The 16,141-nt window shown below is 63.0% G+C and carries 12 protein-coding genes, 3 pseudogenes and 1 CRISPR repeat array; of the genes and pseudogenes, 5 read left to right on the forward strand and 10 right to left on the reverse strand.

Features of this window, described 5'->3' with window-relative positions:
• The 3 genes from ATO3_RS24465 to ATO3_RS24475 form a co-directional block, all read left to right on the forward strand.
• Positions 1–902 (forward strand): ABC transporter ATP-binding protein (locus ATO3_RS24465; protein WP_143747370.1); only part of this gene is annotated, 902 nt, incomplete at its 5' end.
• Between the two features lie 3 nt (positions 903–905).
• Entirely contained in the window at positions 906–1,670 is a 765-nt protein-coding gene (locus ATO3_RS24470; protein WP_088652502.1) for a 5-formyltetrahydrofolate cyclo-ligase, read from the forward strand.
• Between the two features lie 14 nt (positions 1,671–1,684).
• Positions 1,685–2,638: an isopenicillin N synthase family dioxygenase gene (locus ATO3_RS24475; protein WP_158218056.1), complete on the forward strand. Its 954-nt coding sequence runs from the start codon at positions 1,685–1,687 to the stop codon at positions 2,636–2,638.
• A 195-nt stretch (positions 2,639–2,833) separates the two neighbouring features.
• Here the strand turns inward: ATO3_RS24475 and ATO3_RS24480 are convergent.
• Positions 2,834–3,259, reverse strand: a pseudogene (locus ATO3_RS24480) (IS6 family transposase); the annotation flags it as partial.
• 382 nt (positions 3,260–3,641) lie between these two features.
• Entirely contained in the window at positions 3,642–4,046 is a 405-nt protein-coding gene (locus tag ATO3_RS24485) for a helix-turn-helix domain-containing protein (RefSeq protein ID WP_088652504.1), read from the reverse strand.
• Between the two features lie 377 nt (positions 4,047–4,423).
• Between ATO3_RS24485 and ATO3_RS28645 the strand changes: the two genes are divergently transcribed.
• Both ATO3_RS28645 and ATO3_RS24490 read left to right on the forward strand, forming a co-directional pair.
• The gene (locus tag ATO3_RS28645; RefSeq protein WP_143747372.1) at positions 4,424–5,353 is read left to right on the forward strand and encodes a hypothetical protein; all 930 of its coding nucleotides are present in this window, start codon (positions 4,424–4,426) and stop codon (positions 5,351–5,353) included.
• Between the two features lie 1,451 nt (positions 5,354–6,804).
• Positions 6,805–7,213, forward strand: a pseudogene (locus ATO3_RS24490) (DDE-type integrase/transposase/recombinase); the annotation flags it as partial.
• A 613-nt stretch (positions 7,214–7,826) separates the two neighbouring features.
• Here the strand turns inward: ATO3_RS24490 and ATO3_RS24495 are convergent.
• The 8 genes and pseudogenes from ATO3_RS24495 to casA all read right to left on the reverse strand — a co-directional run.
• Positions 7,827–8,540 (reverse strand): annotated as a pseudogene (locus ATO3_RS24495) (IS256 family transposase); the annotation flags it as partial.
• Between the two features lie 94 nt (positions 8,541–8,634).
• Positions 8,635–10,249: direct repeats of the CRISPR family, unit length 29 nt; unit sequence CGGTTCATCCCCGCGTGTGCGGGGAACAG.
• Between the two features lie 75 nt (positions 10,250–10,324).
• Positions 10,325–10,606 carry a type I-E CRISPR-associated endoribonuclease Cas2e gene (cas2e, locus tag ATO3_RS24500; protein ID WP_088652505.1) on the reverse strand — a complete coding sequence of 94 codons (282 nt, stop codon included), beginning with the start codon at positions 10,604–10,606 and terminating at the stop codon, positions 10,325–10,327.
• Positions 10,587–11,525, reverse strand: coding sequence for a type I-E CRISPR-associated endonuclease Cas1e (gene cas1e / locus ATO3_RS24505; protein WP_088652506.1), 939 nt, complete (start codon positions 11,523–11,525; stop codon positions 10,587–10,589). Before cas1e ends, cas2e begins: the two co-directional genes overlap by 20 nt.
• The gene (gene cas6e, locus ATO3_RS24510; RefSeq protein WP_088652507.1) at positions 11,522–12,223 is read right to left on the reverse strand and encodes a type I-E CRISPR-associated protein Cas6/Cse3/CasE; all 702 of its coding nucleotides are present in this window, start codon (positions 12,221–12,223) and stop codon (positions 11,522–11,524) included. The genes cas1e and cas6e overlap by 4 nt, the downstream gene beginning before the upstream one ends.
• The gene (gene cas5e / locus ATO3_RS24515; protein ID WP_088652508.1) at positions 12,220–12,909 is read right to left on the reverse strand and encodes a type I-E CRISPR-associated protein Cas5/CasD; all 690 of its coding nucleotides are present in this window, start codon (positions 12,907–12,909) and stop codon (positions 12,220–12,222) included. The genes cas6e and cas5e overlap by 4 nt, the downstream gene beginning before the upstream one ends.
• A complete protein-coding gene (gene cas7e / locus ATO3_RS24520; RefSeq protein WP_088652509.1) occupies positions 12,902–13,969 on the reverse strand; it encodes a type I-E CRISPR-associated protein Cas7/Cse4/CasC in 1,068 nt (355 codons plus the stop codon). Before cas7e ends, cas5e begins: the two co-directional genes overlap by 8 nt.
• Positions 13,966–14,472: a type I-E CRISPR-associated protein Cse2/CasB gene (gene casB / locus ATO3_RS24525; protein ID WP_088652510.1), complete on the reverse strand. Its 507-nt coding sequence runs from the start codon at positions 14,470–14,472 to the stop codon at positions 13,966–13,968. Before casB ends, cas7e begins: the two co-directional genes overlap by 4 nt.
• Positions 14,469–15,935, reverse strand: coding sequence for a type I-E CRISPR-associated protein Cse1/CasA (casA, locus tag ATO3_RS24530; protein WP_088652511.1), 1,467 nt, complete (start codon positions 15,933–15,935; stop codon positions 14,469–14,471). Before casA ends, casB begins: the two co-directional genes overlap by 4 nt.
• Positions 15,936–16,141 lie beyond the last annotated feature (206 nt).

Here is a 16,141-nt window from a genome sequence, read left to right on the forward strand (position 1 = left end):
GCGACAGCGGCACGCTGATGCTGCAAGGCCACGACATCACCGCGCTGCCTGCATGGGACCGCGACATCGGGCTCGTGTTCCAGAACTACGCGCTGTTCCCGCATATGAGCGTCGCCGAAAACGTGGCCTTCGGGCTCGATATGCGCAACCTGCCCAAGCCCGAGATCCGGAGCCGCGTGGCCGAGGCTCTCGACGCCGTCCGGCTGGGTGAATTCGGCAACCGCAAGCCCGCCGCCCTGTCCGGAGGCCAGCAACAGCGCGTCGCCATTGCCCGCGCCATCGCCATCAAGCCGCGCCTGCTGCTGCTGGACGAACCGCTGTCCAATCTCGACGCTGTCCTGCGGGCCTCGGTCCGGACCGAACTGCGAGAACTGCACGACCGGACCGGCATCACCACGATCATGGTGACTCACGATCAGTCCGAAGCCCTGTCCATCGGCGATCGCATCGTGCTGATGAACGAAGGCCGGGTGATCCAGAACGACACGCCCGAGGCGATCTACCGCGAACCGGCATCGGCCTTCGCCGCCGCCTTTATCGGCTCACCGCCCGCCAACCTGCTACCTTTGCCTTCCGCTTCGGAGGCAAAGGCGGCCGGATGGACCCCACCGCCAGCTCTCGCCCCCCATCTGAGCGGCGACTGCCTCGTCGCCCTCCGCCCCGCGGCGCTGAAGCTTTCGGCAGAGCCGACCCCACAGGCCCTGCCCGCGTATCTCAAGCGCATCGAATTCCAGGGCGCCGACCGTTTCGCCCATGTCGAGGCCCTGGGCCATCCCCTGATCGTGCGCCTGGGCGACGACCAATCCCTGACGCGCTCCGAAGTCTGGCTGACTCTGCCCGACAGCCCGCGCGTCTTCTCGAAAAAGACCGGGGCGCCTGTCGCGCCCGCAACGAAAGGATAACCCATGGCTGACAGCAGCGATCTCTGGGCCAAGCGCAGCCCGAAGAAACAGGTAGTGCGCGACCGTATCTGGCAGCAGCTCGAAGACACCGGGATCGGGATCGGCCCGACCCACGGCACGATCCCGAACTTCGCCGGCGCCGACATGGCGGCGTTTCACATCTCGCAAACCGAAGCCTGGGCCGCCGCGAAGAACGTCAAATGCAACCCCGACCCGCCGCAGATCCCGATCCGCCTGCGCGCGCTCTACGCGGGCAAGACGCTCTACTGCCCGGTCCCGGCCCTGACCCGCGACTTTCCCTATCTGAAGATCGACCCGGCGAAGCTGGTCGAAAAGGGCATCAGCTTTGAACTGGCCGCCACCGCCGAGGGCTACATGGCCCATGGCGAGCGCATCGGCTTCGAAGACGTGCCGGTGCTCGATTTCTCCATCGTTGGCTCCGTCGCCGTCACCCGTTCCGGTGGGCGCATCGGCAAGGGTGCGGGCTTTGCCGATCTCGAAACCGGCATCTTCCGCGAAATCGGGCGCATCCTGCCGGAAACCCCGATGGTGACGCTCGTGCATTCCTCGCAGATCGTGGACGAGGATCAGATGACCATGATGGCCCACGACAGCCCGCTCGACATGTTCGCCACCGAGCAGGTGCTTGTGATCACCGGCAACGACACCCCTCGCCCGCGCGGCGTGGAATGGAGCGAGGTCCAGGAGGACCAGTTCCGCGACATTCCCTTCCTGGCCGCCCTGCGCGACCGCATGACCACCGAATGAAAGGAGCGTCATCCATGACCGACGCCACCCTCCCCGTCATCGACATATCCGGGCTGAACTCCCCCGATCTCGACACCCGCAAGGCCGTGGCCGCCGAAATCGGCCATGCCTGCGACACCTACGGGTTCTTCTATGTCTCCGGCCACGGCATCCCCGACGACGACATCCTTGCCACCGTCGATGCCGCCCGCAGTTTCTTCACCCAGCCGCTGGAAAAGCGGATGGAAATCAAGGCCGGAGCCACCAACCGGGGCTACACCGCGCTGAAGGAATCCGAACACGAGGACGGCAAGCCGGACGTCAACGAGGGTTTTGAACTGGGCTTCCCGGTGCCGCCCGAAGACCCCGATTTCGACGGCGGCAACCCCGTCCGCGCGCCCAACCGCTGGCCGGATCTGGAGGGCTTCCGCGAACCGGTGGAGAAGCACTACTTTGCCACCTTCGCGCTTGGCATGACGATCCTGCGCGGCTTCGCCCTGCATTTCGGCCTGCCGGAGGATTTCTTCACCAAGACGTTCAAGCGCCCTGTCGCCGACATGCGCCTGGCGCATTACCCGCCGCAGACCGGCGACGGCGTCGAATTCGGCACGTTCGACCACACCGACCATGGCGTGATCACGATCCTCTGGCAGGACAACAACGGCGGCCTTCAGGTGCAATCGCCCGGGGGTGAATGGCTGCCGGCAGCGCCCATCCCGGGCACCTTCGTCGTCAATATCGGCGACCTGATGAGCCACTGGACCAACAAGCGTTTCCGCTCGACGCTGCACCGGGTGATCAACCGCCCCGGCGTGGACCGCTATTCGATCCCGTTCTTCTTCAACCCGGATTTCGACACCCATGTCGATCCGGCCGACATCCCGGGCATTCCCGCGGATGCAGAGGTGCTGGAACCCGTGACCTCGGGCCCTTACCTGATCGGGCGGTTCTCGGACTACCGGCATTCCTGGAAAGAAGAAGACGCCTGAGCCGGACAAGGACATTGGCGGCCGCGCCGCCAATGTCCTGCCAGTAAAGACAGCCCCGATGCTCCTGCGTCGGGGCTGTCTCGTGATGATCGCAGGCTGATCAAAGCAGATCAGAACCGGCGGATCTGAACTGTCCGCCCGGTGTTGTCACGTTAACGGGCGCCATGCGCAAAGGGCGTGATTTCCGCCGTCGTTTTACGCGATGCCCGCCGCCGTCTTCCAAGCGTCGAAGGCTTCCATACGGTGATATCTTACCTGGTTTGCTGAGCGGCGGCGGGAGGGAGCGGAGAAGCGGTTCCGGACGGCCGAATGGCAAGACACATAGCGTTGGAACCCGCCAGGTGATCGGAATCCTTGCATGCATCTCTCGCGCTTGCGGAACGGCAGGTGGCTGTTTTCTGCCCGGTTGTTCAGCCCCTTGTGCGACCCGTGCTCAAGGCCGGGGACGACCTCGCGTTTCGCCGCGCTATAGGACCGAAGCTTGTCCGTCACGATCCGCTTGGGCAGGCCATGGCGCCGGATCAGCGTCTTCAGAAGCCGTTTCGCGGCGCGCTTGTCCCGCTTCGACTGCAGGATTTCGTCCAGAACGATCCCGTCCTGATCAACCGCCCGCCAGAGCCAGAAACCCTCCGTTACGAAATCAAATCAGATGTCCCAAGGGCGCTGATGTCGGACACTGAGGAGGTCCCGGAGCAGAAGTCGGCTACAAAGTGGCCCAAGATTTGCTGAATGCCGAGAGCGGCATTCAACCGGCACTGGGCGAATTACGGCCTGGTATCTCCCAAGATCAGCGACCTCGGATCGCCACGGAACAGATCTTTTCTTGCTGATCTAAAGAACAACATTCTCGTTTTACGCAGACTTACGGTTAAAATCAGAACCTTTTCCAAGGTGTCGGCCTCCGGCGGCACTTTCGTGTTAGGGCGAACATTCTGCGTGGCGCAAACTTCCTGCCCAATGAGCCACATCGTCCGTTAGTGGTCACTGCGGGGGGTCGGTCAGATCAGCCGCTGCACTTCCTGATCTTTAACGAGAACTCGCCTTCTATCGCCCAGGCCTCTGCTGTTGCTTCGGCCGGGACCTCCTCCTCAGGCCCCTTCATCCGCAATCTCCGCACTGCATCCAGTTCTTTCGCCGTCAATGGGAGCCCGAGGATGTCGACGAGCACCTCGTGGACGGGCGGGTAGTACTCTGCGATGGCCGTCATCAGGAACTCTTGCGCGTCGAGCTCGAGCACGCTGGCCAGCGCAGGAATGCGAACCAGCGGAATGTTGGTCTCTCCGGTCTTCATCATGGACAGGACGTTTGCGTTATTGAAGCCGGCACGCGCGGCGACTTCGCGCTGGGTCAGATCCGAGGCGTCGAGGGCACTGGCAAGCATTCGGGCGGTGGGGCTGGTGGCGGTCATGGTCTTCTCCGTGACTGAATTTGCTGATGCTCTGTCTTAGTCGCGAGGGGACTGTCCTTGCCCTGACGCATAGGCGCGCGCCTTTGGCAAGCTCTTGACCACGATTTACGGGCACGGAGTCTGCCGCAGCATGGGACCACCGGGTTGATTTGACTTGGCTTGAGCGAAGCGGCAAGTCGTGAACTCTGTCGTGAACTCTATTGTCAAAGAGCCTCAGGCGCTCTTGGGGCAGCGGAGCCTGTCCAAGGATCCTTGCGCGTCTCGGACGAGGATCAGGCGTTGCCTCATTCTGTATATCTGCTACCGCCCAAGATATCGTGCATCTGGTTTCCCATGTTGAACCAAGCATGTCACCAAGTTTGCGCCATGAGAATTCCATGGGCTTTCCATGGGGCAAATCAGAATGCTGCATGCCCTTGAAAAGCAACAGGATCGTGCCTTTCTCCCATCGAAACGCGATGTTAGGTGAAATTGGGTTGGAATCTGGCCCAGGCCAAGAAAGGAGCAATATGGGATATACGGTCCAAGACGTTTTGAAGGCAAAGGATCAGGGGCGAGTCAATTCGGCGCTTGGCATTTCTCTAACAATTGATCCAAAGCAAGAACTACCCGCCATCCGGAAGATCAAGGCAGGAGCTTCCGAACGGGGCAGGAAATCGATCATCTTGAAGGGAGTACCTGCTCGGAGCAATGAGGAGCTAGGCCAAGCTTTGCGTCTAAGGCGAATGATGCTACTCGCGCGGCATCGCAACTGGGTGGCATGGGATAAAGAACGCAAGTATATCGAACAATTGCTGAGATCTCATGATCGCATCCGTTTGGGGCAGGACGATTGGACAGTCCATTGTGCGGCGGAACTCGCGACGCTCCTGATGGGGGCCAATTATCCGGAAAACCCAAGTGGCCCGTTGCCGCATCAGCGGAATAGGCCAACGTTTTGCGAAGAAACAGGACTTCTCTGGCTATTCTTGAACTACATTGTGGAGTTGAACCCTAGGCGGCGCCGTGGAACAAAGCCGAGCCCGGAAAGGCTATTCAAGTGTATTCTCAGCACGGAAGTTGCTCGCAAACTTAAACAACCCAATGGAGGCAACCCTTATGTTCTTCCAAATTCTCGAGACGTTTCCGACGTTTGGTATGTTCTGTTTGGAGAAAGTGAGCCTTTCGACAACATTAAGAAAATCATTCCTCAGTTGATTTATTATTTGTCTGAATTCAAATTTCATCACCCCACGATCAGATCGTGCGAATTGTATCATTATCCGAAACTGGAGCAAGCACTGCGTCACAAATACCCTGTCAAGTGAAATTCTGCCCGATCCGGCTGACTGATGGAACTTTCTCGAACCGCGATTTGGGCATGGTTCTGGTCATGGCCGCGCTCCTCAGATTTTCTGGCGTCAAGCTGAAGCTCGATCACGCTTGGCCTGATGCCCGGGTTTCCCATCGGGCGGCGGCCTGCGCTTGTATCAGTCCGTAGCGTCTGTCGCCTCGAACCGGATCGGGACAGAAGCAGGGCCGAAACGACCCTCGACGGCTCTTCTCGCACTACCAATCAGGGCGGTGAGATGATGCCCAAAGCTGACTATGAGAGCCAGGCGGCCGGCGATCCGCTGCACCGCTTCGGCGATTGTTCCCGCCTCCCGAATGGCTCGGAAACTTTCCCTGCTGGGAAGTCTTTGAACGCCCTCAGAGGGCTTCCATCTCGACCGCAGCCTGACGCGTGGGGAAAGTTCGGGCATCAACATGTGCCGCAAGGAGGCCGCGTTTCACCCGACCTCTACAACATATGGTACTCGGTTAGGAGCTCAAGGTCATTCAGCCCCCCTTTTTAGGTTATTTATCCCAGAGAGATGGATATGATCTTCATTCTCCTTATCAACATTCCTGAAGGGGAGGCTGCCACCGGCAGACCAGACGTACGTAGGAATATTGTCAGTCGCCGGTCGTCGATAGTCCACCTCGGTCGCCACCATCAGCTCGATGACGAGGGGCGTGGTTACTAACTCAGCGCGAGGGCCCAGATGGCGGTCGACGCCAATTGCTCCCCTGACTGTCCTCAACCTTTTCGCTCCATTCTGTCGGATCTGGCAAATTGGGAATGACCCGTCGATCGGCTCTCAAGAGATGCCCCAGGCGCGGCTCTCAGGCTACAGTTCGATTGGTATAGCGCTGAGAGGCGCTGAGGCGGCCTGTGGGCGGCGTCTTGACCTCGTGATGACTGTGTCCTGCTCTCGACGCGAGAGGCCGCTCACGGACGCTCTCCGTGGCGGCTTTTGGCCTGCATCTGAACAGGTTGTGTGCGTCGGGCGTGGTAGGGTCATACACTCGCGGAACTCACGCCGTTCCGACCATGAGCACCCATAACGACATTGGGATCTGCGAGCTTCCGACGAGGCGGCAGCCGAAGCTCACATTCCGCCGCGATATCTTTCAGTCGAACGAAAACCTGGGCCGGGGCTCATTTCCTACCCCGACCTGGTGGAGCTGGTAATTTGCCTTCTGTCCATGGCGGGTCATTGTCCTCTTGCAGTTCCGCAACTTCTTAGCCGATCTCGTTGTCCTCTTCTCGGAACTCGCGGTTCTGACACTCAGCGGGGTCTATGCGGTTCTCGCTCGCTTCCGCAGGAGGCGGTCGCGACCAATGGTGGCTCATTTCTGGCGAGACGCTCGACGGGCTCGGGATGGTGGCGGCGAAGCCAGGGTTGCTGATCATGTAACTGCAATTCCGGGTCTCACGGGCGCCTTGCGGGAGTCGGGTTGGTCTGCCCAGTCTCGCATGACGACGGACCTGGCCTTGCAGGCCCTGCTGATGACGGTCTGGCGACGCAAACCCGACGGAAAGGTCACGGTGCATTCAGATAGTCCAAGGCTCTCAATTCACCAGCCGGGAGTGGCAGACGTTCCTTCGCCAGCACACCCTGGAACCCAGCATGAGCCGACGCGGGAACTGCCAGGACAATGCCGTCGCGGAGAGCTTCTTTCAGCTGCTGAAACGCGAACGGATCAGGCGACGCACATACAATAACCGGGAAGCCGCCAGACAGGACGTGTTCGAGTACATCGAACTCTTCTACAACCCGAAACGCAAGCACACGAACAACGGCATGCTGTCGCCCGTTGACTTCGAGATCAGGCAGCAGACACTGAATCCGGCAAGTGTCTAGGACACGAGGGGCACCTCAGAGGGCGCCAAAGGGAGGCGCCAAGTTGATTTGACTACCGGAGCAGACGGCAGAAGGAAATCCCGCAACGGAGCCACTCGAGCGCCGCCCCCTCTCCAAGGATCCGCGCCAGGACCGGCCCTGGATCTAGGCAATGCCCCCATATGTCCGCCATTGCCACTTAGGACTTCCTGCTCCTGACTTCCCCGTGGTGAAAGGCGCATTTCGGCATGGGATTGGCACGGGGAACGGAAGGGGTTGCAGCGTGACATCATCCCAAAACTGTCCTGGGTCTGGGCGGTGCCCTACCCAGATTCAGCGCTCAGAGTGGATCTTCGGACCGTAGCGGTGCGGTGCGGTGCGGTGCGGTGCGGGAAGGCTTCGACAAAGGCAGCCAGCAAGCAAGCCTCGCGTGCTCTCATCGCTCTCCAAGTATTGCTCGCAACGGCGTTCGTGTTTGAAGTGAAGTGACGTTTCGATCTACTGAATTCTTATATCGCAGTGAACCGCCCTCTCACGGACCGCGCGGTTTTCTCGTGGCCGCGAGATCAGCTTCTCAGCGGCATCCTCTGAGGGAAACGAACCCCGCGTCTTGATCGATTTCCGGATCACCCGGTTCAGGGAAGGCCGAGTTGATCGCTTCAGGGAATCCTTTCAGCCCGTCCACCACCGCGATCAGGATGTCCTGGACCCCACGGTTGCGCAGCTCCGTCATCACTGCAAGCCAGAACTTGGCGCCCTCGTTCTCCGCGATCCAGAGTCCCAGAACCTCGCGCTGGCCGTCGCCAGTGACGCCGAGCGCCAGATAGACGGCCTTGTTCTTGACAATCCGGCTGTCCTTATCCCTGATCTTCACCCGCAAAGCGTCAAAGATGTCAATGGGATAGACCGTGTCCAGCGCTCGCGAGCGCCATTCCTTGACCTCGTCGAGAACGGCGTCGGTGACACGGCTGATCAGGTCCGGAGAGACTTCCAGGCCATAGAGTTCCTCCAGATGGCCACGGATGTCGCGCACGCTCATGCCACGGGCGTACATCGCGATGATCTTCTCGTCCAATCCGTCGATCCGGGTCTGGCCCTTGGCGACCAGGCGAGGTTCGAAACTGCCGTCCCGGTCCCGCGGCACATCAATCTCGAACGCGGCGTCCTCGCTTTTCACGGTCTTTCTGCTGATACCGTTCCGCCGGTTGGTCTGGACCGGCGGCGCCTCCGCACCATGCTCGTAGCCAAGATGCTCGGCTCCCAACATCCGCTGCATCAGCGCCTTCTTGAGCTCCTTCATCAGCCCGTTGTCACCTAGCAGGCCTTCTGGCCGCTCGCAGCCCTTCAGCAGCTCGTCCAGCACGTATTCGTTGATCTTCTTTCCAGTGGTCCACGCTGTCCTTTCTTCTCAGCATGGACCGGCGAGCGCTTACACAGAAGATCGGACACTCTCCGCGTGTGCGGGGAACAGAATACACGTCGCGCGAGTTGCTGCGGAATAACCGGTTCATCCCCGCGTGTGCGGGGAACAGCCCCGCGCCTTCAGCAGCCGCGCGTCGTGGGCCGGTTCATCCCCGCGTGTGCGGGGAACAGCGGCGGTCGTACCAGTATTTCACCACGCCGATCGGTTCATCCCCGCGTGTGCGGGGAACAGAGGCCGTAGCCCCCGCCCAGGTTCACCGGGAGCGGTTCATCCCCGCGTGTGCGGGGAACAGAGGCGGGGGATGGAACGGGGAAGGGGGCGGGTCGGTTCATCCCCGCGTGTGCGGGGAACAGATCGTGTCGCCCAGAAACGACACAACGCAGGTCGGTTCATCCCCGCGTGTGCGGGGAACAGATCGCCGCCTGCGCTTCCTCCTCGGACAGCCCCGGTTCATCCCCGCGTGTGCGGGGAACAGCCGCGCGGCTGGGCGGGGATCGTGAAGTCGGCCGGTTCATCCCCGCGTGTGCGGGGAACAGATGGGCCAGCGTTCAGATCCGCGCTATCGCCGCGGTTCATCCCCGCGTGTGCGGGGAACAGAGGTTCTCCATGAACCAGATGACAACCGGGTTCGGTTCATCCCCGCGTGTGCGGGGAACAGGGCCTGCGTTCCTCAAGGCCCTTCAATTCTGCCGGTTCATCCCCGCGTGTGCGGGGAACAGACTTCGAAGCGCAGTCACGTCCTCTCGGATGTCGGTTCATCCCCGCGTGTGCGGGGAACAGCTCGTCAGGATCGCGGGCAGGTTTTGAAACGTCGGTTCATCCCCGCGTGTGCGGGGAACAGCTGCTCGGGTTGTCCGGGTCTGGCGGCACGGACGGTTCATCCCCGCGTGTGCGGGGAACAGTTCCCCGCCGCGCTGGCCCGGTGCTTCCGGCGCGGTTCATCCCCGCGTGTGCGGGGAACAGTCGACGCCTTCGGAAGAGTTGACCATGAACCCCGGTTCATCCCCGCGTGTGCGGGGAACAGCTTGTATGCTGTGATGGTCATTCTGCTGCTACCGGTTCATCCCCGCGTGTGCGGGGAACAGAAACAGTCGATGCGCCCAGGCCACGATTTCCTCGGTTCATCCCCGCGTGTGCGGGGAACAGAGACCTCATGCATCTCCGCCCTGAAGGCCAACCGGTTCATCCCCGCGTGTGCGGGGAACAGCACACCGTCGCTGGCGTAGATGGCTGGATCGCCGGTTCATCCCCGCGTGTGCGGGGAACAGAGGCGGGATGACAGAAGCACCAAGGGTTGGTGCGGTTCATCCCCGCGTGTGCGGGGAACAGATGGGGTGGGTGGATGATGAATGGCCTGTCGCCGGTTCATCCCCGCGTGTGCGGGGAACAGCGATTGAGATGGCCGGTGCATCTCCTGATGGCCGGTTCATCCCCGCGTGTGCGGGGAACAGCCCGGACATCGGGCAAATCCACCCGCTCACGGCGGTTCATCCCCGCGTGTGCGGGGAACAGAACTGGATACGTCTACTTTCACTTGGTCTCTCCGGTTCATCCCCGCGTGTGCGGGGAACAGTCTATGTGGGGCATGTCAGGCAATCCCGAGGGCGGTTCATCCCCGCGTGTGCGGGGAACAGTCTTGCTGTAGGCAATTGTTCTTGCATCCTTTTTCAATTGTCAAAGAACGTACCGGAGGTCTGGCCCGGTTTTCATCAACGCTGTGGTCTGAAGCTCACCAGCTTCAAACCGTCGAAATCGACGGGCATCCGCCGGTTTCGCCCCACAGTCAGAAAATCATAGCCCTGATCCGTCGGCGCCTTCCAGACCATGACCGCATCCCCCTCCTCGATGTAGGAGACCACCTGATCCCAGATCCTGTCCCGCGTTCGCGCGGAGTAATCCCCAACGTAGACGCCCGCCCTGATCTCCACCAGCCAGGCCGCCAGCCGCCCGCGCAGCCGAGGCGGGGCGTTGCTAACCACGATGACCATCATCGCCAAAGGGCTCCTCATCCTTGAAGGCCGGGCCAATTGCTTCGGCTGGTGGCTCGGGGCGCGGCATTTCCCCGGCAGAAAGGACCTCCTCGATCGCCGGGATGATACGCGACAGAAGACCGGTGCGCCGGAAACTGTCCCGGCAGGCCAGCCGCACCGCACGGTCCGGCGCCATTGTCAGCTTGCCGGCCGCATGCTGGCCCGCGACCCGGAACGCCTCCGGCAGGACCGTCTGCAGCTTGAACAGGTCCGCGATGTCATAGACGAAGGACAGAGGCTTGCCACTGTGCAGGAACCCGATCGCCGGGGCGTAGCCGGCTGCCAGCACCGCGGCCTCGGTCAGCCCGTGCAGACAGGCGGTCGCCGCCGACACGCAGCGGTTGGGCACGTCAGACGCGTCCCAATCGCCCGGATCATAGCTTCGCCGCCGCCAGCTCACCCCGTGCTGTTGTGCCAGCAGCTCATAGCTCTTGCGCACGCGCACACCTTCGATCCCACGCAATTGGTCGATCGAGCGCCGCTCTGGAGCGGGTTCGCCAAAGCGCATATCGTACATCTTGCGCACCACCCGCAGCCGCGCCGCCGGGTCCAACGCGATCCTGGCCTGCCACAGCAGCTTGTCCGACCGCGCCCCGCCCGGTTGCCCCGCGGAATAAAGCCGCACGCCCGCCTCTCCGACCCAGGTGATCAGCGTGCCGGCGCGCGCCGCAAGGGCCACCGCCGCGTGGCTGATCCTGGCGCCGGGCTCCAGCATGATCCCCGCCAGCCCGCCCACCGGAATCTGGGTCCGGGTTCCATCCGCGTTGACGGCAACAAAGGCGCCATCCTCCACATCCAGCTGGGCCCGCTCGACAAAGACCAGCTGCGCCCTGTCCTTCATCGGGATTGGCCGGGGCGGAGGCAGGCCGGGGATGCTCATGCCCGCCGGATCAGCATCAGGCCGCAGCCAAACGCCTTGGCCCGGCCAAAGCCCTGCGCCAGCCGGTTCAGAAAGGCTTCCGGATCGCGGATCTCGATCTCGCCGGTCAGGTCAAGCACGCCGAACTGGGGCTGCCGACGCCGCGGTCCGCGATAGGATGGCAGGGCTCGCACCGAATAGTCGCGCACTACGCAGGACCGGATATGGAACCCGTGCCGCAGCCCCTGCCCCGCCAGCCAGTCCGCTCCGGCGGCCTGCGCCACATCCATCCGCCGCGCTGCGCGCTCCTCTCCCGCCGGGACATCACGCAGCCGGTCCATGACCACGTCGTGATGCTTGCGGCGGGGCTTGCCGTTGGTCCCAGGCGCGTCGGTCTTCACTGTCCGCGTCGCATTGGCGCGCAGGACAAAGGCCAGCGCATCACCGGGGGCGAGATCGGGTGCAAAGGGTTTGACCTCCGGCGGGTCGAACAGCTCGCTGTCGGCAGGAGGACGCCGGGACAGCGTGGTGAAGTGCCCCCTGCCCTCCGCGCGCCACAGGAAATCTCGATCCTGATCGGCGTCGCCCGCGAAGGCCGACCACAGCAGCCGGTGATGCGCATCCTCACGCGCACCCGGCGCCTGCGGATCGATAAGCTGGCCAAGGGCGGCCACCGAGGGCGCCCGCGACAGGCTGAGCCGCGACAGGTAGAGGCTCATTCCCGCCCCTCGGGCCGGATCGACACCTGCGCCACGCTTTCCATCCGCGGGGCGAAATGCCAGCCCCTCCGGTCGGTCGGCCGATCGTGTCGGATGCTGTCACGGCCACCAGGGACGGCCCCCGCATCAGCGGCCAGAAGCGTCGCCTCCTGCCCCTTTCGCCAGGGCGGAAGATCAATATGCGCCAAGGCTGCCGCCGGATCCTGGGCCGGCACGATCCGGGGGCTGACCGGGCAGGCCAGCGGGCAGGATTTGCGCCCCAGATAAAGCGTGAAAACCGGTTCGATCAGAGCATCCCGCAGCGCCTCCAGCCCCACACCCCAGACAGCCACTCCATAAAGCGGCGCCACGCGGTAATCCCGCCGGGTGATCATGGTGTTGACGGAGAGGCCCGCCTGCACCAGCGCCTCGGGCCGAGATTGCGGGCGTTTGACGGCCGAGGTCGGCACGGTCTGAACCGTATGGAAATCGCGCAGGTGGTCGCCTTGGTCGAACACCGCCACCGCCACGCCCAATGCATCAAGCGCCGAAAAGTCACCATCACGCCGGATCCCCTTTGCCGCGGCAAGCAGACCAAGGATTGCCGATCGCCCCGGCCACCCGTCTGATCCGCGCCGGTCGTGCCCCGCCGGCCCGCCCATGGCGCCCAGCGTCGCGGTCAGCGTAAAGACCAGGTGGTCACGCATCGCGTACCGCCTGCGCGGCAAACGCCGCGATATCGTCCAGACGCCCCTGCCCTGCAGTCACATTCATGATCTTTGCCGACTCCGCCATCGGCCCGTAGGCCGCGTCGATCCGCTTGGCCATCTCCTCCAGCGCGGCGATGGAGGCGGCCTCCAGATCCCCGGCCACGGGGCGAAAGAACGCGCCCGACAGATCCCTCGGCTGCTTGGGCCCTGCCTCGGCGCGCATGTAGCTGGCTAACGGATGATGCGCATGGCTGTTCTGCTTGCCCGCCGGCGTGGCGGTGGCCAGAGCGCGGGCCAAGGCCTCCGCCCCTCTGGCGGCAAGTTCTCTGTCACCGGCCAGGTTCTTGATCAGCAGATCCGCGTCCAGGCAGGCATAAAGGTAGTAAACCCCAGAACCGAACCCATGTTCGCCCAGGTGCCCTGCCCCGGTATCCTCGCGCTTGTTCAGATCGTCGACGGCGGTGAAATAATCCTCCTCCGCCTGTGCCCGATGGGTGGTAAAGGCATGGGCAACCTGAACAGCCGCTTCACGGTTGAACTCCGGATCATCGGCCAGCATCCGGCCAAACATCGCCACATCCACTGCGCCATCAGCCTTGCGCAGAACCATCTTCTTGAGGTCCTTGTCTTTCGGCATCTCCTCACCCGCCAGCGCCTTCGCCGCCAGATCCCGCGCCAGCGCCCATTCCTCTGGCGAAACAAAGGCCAGCGTGGTGCCAACCAGCCCCTGCGGCTGCCCCTTTTTCGGCGCCTCGATCTTGGAGAAGACCCGCCCGATCCCCACGGCGATGGCCTCCGCCGCTTCAGGCGCGGCCCCATCGGCGATCATCTCATCCGCCAGTTCCCGCGCCAGCCGCTTGGTGCGTGTGCCAAGATGACCGGCCAGACCCATGCGGAACGGATCGCTCTCCCGCAGCGCCCGTTTCAGCGATTGCGACGACATCCGCAGACGTGGCGCCCCGCCCACGACCGCCTGTTTCGGACGGCCCTGATCGTCGCGGTTCGGGTTCGACGGGGGGTAGGTGGTCAGCAAATGGAACTGGATGAAGGTGGTCATGCGCCGGTCTCCTCGGTCGTGTCTTCTTTGGCCGCCGGGTCAGGAGCAGGCGCGCCGAAATACTCAAAGCTCCAGCGGATCCGTGTCGCCTCGTCCCAGATCAGGACATCGCGGCCCAGCTGCCCGGGATCGCAGGCCCGCCCCACCATCGGAAGGACGCGCCGAACCGCTGTGGCCAACTCTTCTTCGGTTGACCGGATCAGACGTTCAAACCGCAGGCGAGACACAGCCGGCGGATCCCCGGCTCCAGCAGCCCGGGCCAGGCGCGGACCCCTGCCACGCAATTCAGCCAGAACCTGGACCACGCGGATCAACGCCTCCGCCCGCGCCGGACCAAGCCCCAGTTCGCGCGCCAGATCATGCACGGCAGGGTCGGCCAGCACCTCGACCTTCTGCGCCCGGCGCAGCCGTGCTGCCCTGGCCCGCGCCGCCGGCAGATCCCGGTTCCCCAAGCTCTGCCACCACCATTCCCCGATGCACCGCCGCATCTCTTCGTCGGTCACGCCGTCACCTCCGGTTTGCCCGCGGGCTCAAGCCCCAACAGTTCATATGCCTTGGCCCCGTTCCCCTTTGCCCCGACGAACGCCGCCACCAACCCTGCCCGTGCCCGCGCGATCCTGTGTTGCGCCTCCATCGGGCGATCCGCCAAACCGGGCACTGCCCGATCATCGAAAAGGCGCAAGGATACCCGGCGCAGCTCTGCCACCCAGTCCCGCGCCACTTCTTGCAAAGCCCGACCCGCCACCAACTCGGCCGCCCACTGTTCGAACCCAGCCTGGGTGAGGTCGTAAAACGCCTCCTGAACCGCCTGCCGCGCCTCACCCGCGCCCATCACCGGTGCCAGCGCCCCGCGCAGGCTGCCACAGAACAGATCCGCAGCCCCGATCATCCCCCGCAGGGCCAGCCCGCCATCCGGCAGGTTCAACAAAGGCGGCTCGGACCAGGTGAAATCCAGCGGTTTCATGTTGTCCATTGCCCAGCCGGCCACGATCAGGTGCGCTTGCTGCCAGCCCGACCGCTCATGCCACAGGGCCACCGAGCGGCCGGTTTGCGACAGCGCGTCCTCGCCGCCGTCAACCACCACGCCAAGCCAGTTGCGGTAGCCAAACCGCCCCGGCTTGGGATGCTTTGGCAGCAGCTCGGCGCCTTCTTTCATGCGGTAGTAGGGTGTCAGCGGGTGGACCCAGCCGGCATAATTCGCCCCATAGGGCCGCTGCACGACGCCGGTGATCTGCCCTGCGTCTTCGACCAGTCGCAACCGCCTCGGCGTTCCGAAAAATGATTCTGCTTCAATGCCTTGCTGTGGATACCGCTCGCTTCCCTTGTCCTGCGACACCTGCGTTGGCTGCATCCAGGGCAACGCCTCGGGATCACCGGGCATGCCATCCGGCACATTGGCCCAGATCATTGGCCACAGCCCCTGCCCCGGTTCGATCAGCGTGACCATCGGTCCGCCGCCCCGCATCGATGTCCGGTTGCCCGCGCCACCCGATGGCGCATGAGCTTGAAATGTGTATAGCGCCATGGCTGCCAATGCCGGGTCCAGCACCGGATAGCGGCCACGATGGACCATAAGATCGGCATTGTTGCGCGCCGTGTTCGCCCCGGCGCTGTCGATGAACAACATGTCGGGCGTATTGGGTGCGCCGGGCAGGTCCTCAAGATCCTGCAGGAACCGCGGCCCATCCCCGGTCAGCTCAAACGCCGATGCAAAAGGCCTCAGGCGGTCGCTCAGCCGCTCCGGGTCCGGGTCTTGGCGATCCTCCCAATCGTCGCTGTCCTCGGGCGGATCGGCCAGGAAAATCAGCCCGATCAAGAACTCCAAACATCCAAGGTTCAGATCTGGGCGCGGCCAATCCGGCCGAAGCAGATCCGCATCCGCCATCTGCCAGGGCGCGATCGTTTTCCTTTCTCCCGTTTTGGTCAAAACGGGAATCCACGCATGATTGATCAAATTGATGGGCATCGGTCATTCCCAAAGAGTTCCTTTCTGGATTGCCTAGCTCCAGCTGCGCCCCTAGAATGACCGCAGCTGGAGTGGCGGGGAACTTATATCGGACCCATCGTCTTAACCTCCTTGCGTTAGCTACCAATCGTTTTGGCTCAACGATGGAAAGCTTGTTTCGATGCAGAGGCGAATCTGGTTTCCAGATTCGCCTTTTTCATTCTGCG

Origin of the sequence: Marinibacterium profundimaris, from assembly GCF_002210095.1 — a bacterium.
GTDB classification, from domain to species: Bacteria; Pseudomonadota; Alphaproteobacteria; order Rhodobacterales; family Rhodobacteraceae; genus Marinibacterium; species Marinibacterium profundimaris.

What these genes read in the sequence shown, in the direction of transcription:
- ATO3_RS24470 (WP_088652502.1), top strand. Translation starts at nt 906, where the DNA reads ATGGCTGACAGCAGCGATCTCTGGGCCAAGCGCAGCCCGAAGAAACAG.
- ATO3_RS24475 (WP_158218056.1), top strand. Translation starts at nt 1,685, where the DNA reads ATGACCGACGCCACCCTCCCCGTCATCGACATATCCGGGCTGAACTCC.
- ATO3_RS24485 (WP_088652504.1), bottom strand. Translation starts at nt 4,046, where the DNA reads ATGACCGCCACCAGCCCCACCGCCCGAATGCTTGCCAGTGCCCTCGAC.
- ATO3_RS28645 (WP_143747372.1), top strand. Translation starts at nt 4,424, where the DNA reads ATGGGCTTTCCATGGGGCAAATCAGAATGCTGCATGCCCTTGAAAAGC.
- cas2e (WP_088652505.1), bottom strand. Translation starts at nt 10,606, where the DNA reads ATGATGGTCATCGTGGTTAGCAACGCCCCGCCTCGGCTGCGCGGGCGG.
- cas1e (WP_088652506.1), bottom strand. Translation starts at nt 11,525, where the DNA reads ATGAGCATCCCCGGCCTGCCTCCGCCCCGGCCAATCCCGATGAAGGAC.
- cas6e (WP_088652507.1), bottom strand. Translation starts at nt 12,223, where the DNA reads ATGAGCCTCTACCTGTCGCGGCTCAGCCTGTCGCGGGCGCCCTCGGTG.
- cas5e (WP_088652508.1), bottom strand. Translation starts at nt 12,909, where the DNA reads ATGCGTGACCACCTGGTCTTTACGCTGACCGCGACGCTGGGCGCCATG.
- cas7e (WP_088652509.1), bottom strand. Translation starts at nt 13,969, where the DNA reads ATGACCACCTTCATCCAGTTCCATTTGCTGACCACCTACCCCCCGTCG.
- casA (WP_088652511.1), bottom strand. Translation starts at nt 15,935, where the DNA reads ATGCCCATCAATTTGATCAATCATGCGTGGATTCCCGTTTTGACCAAA.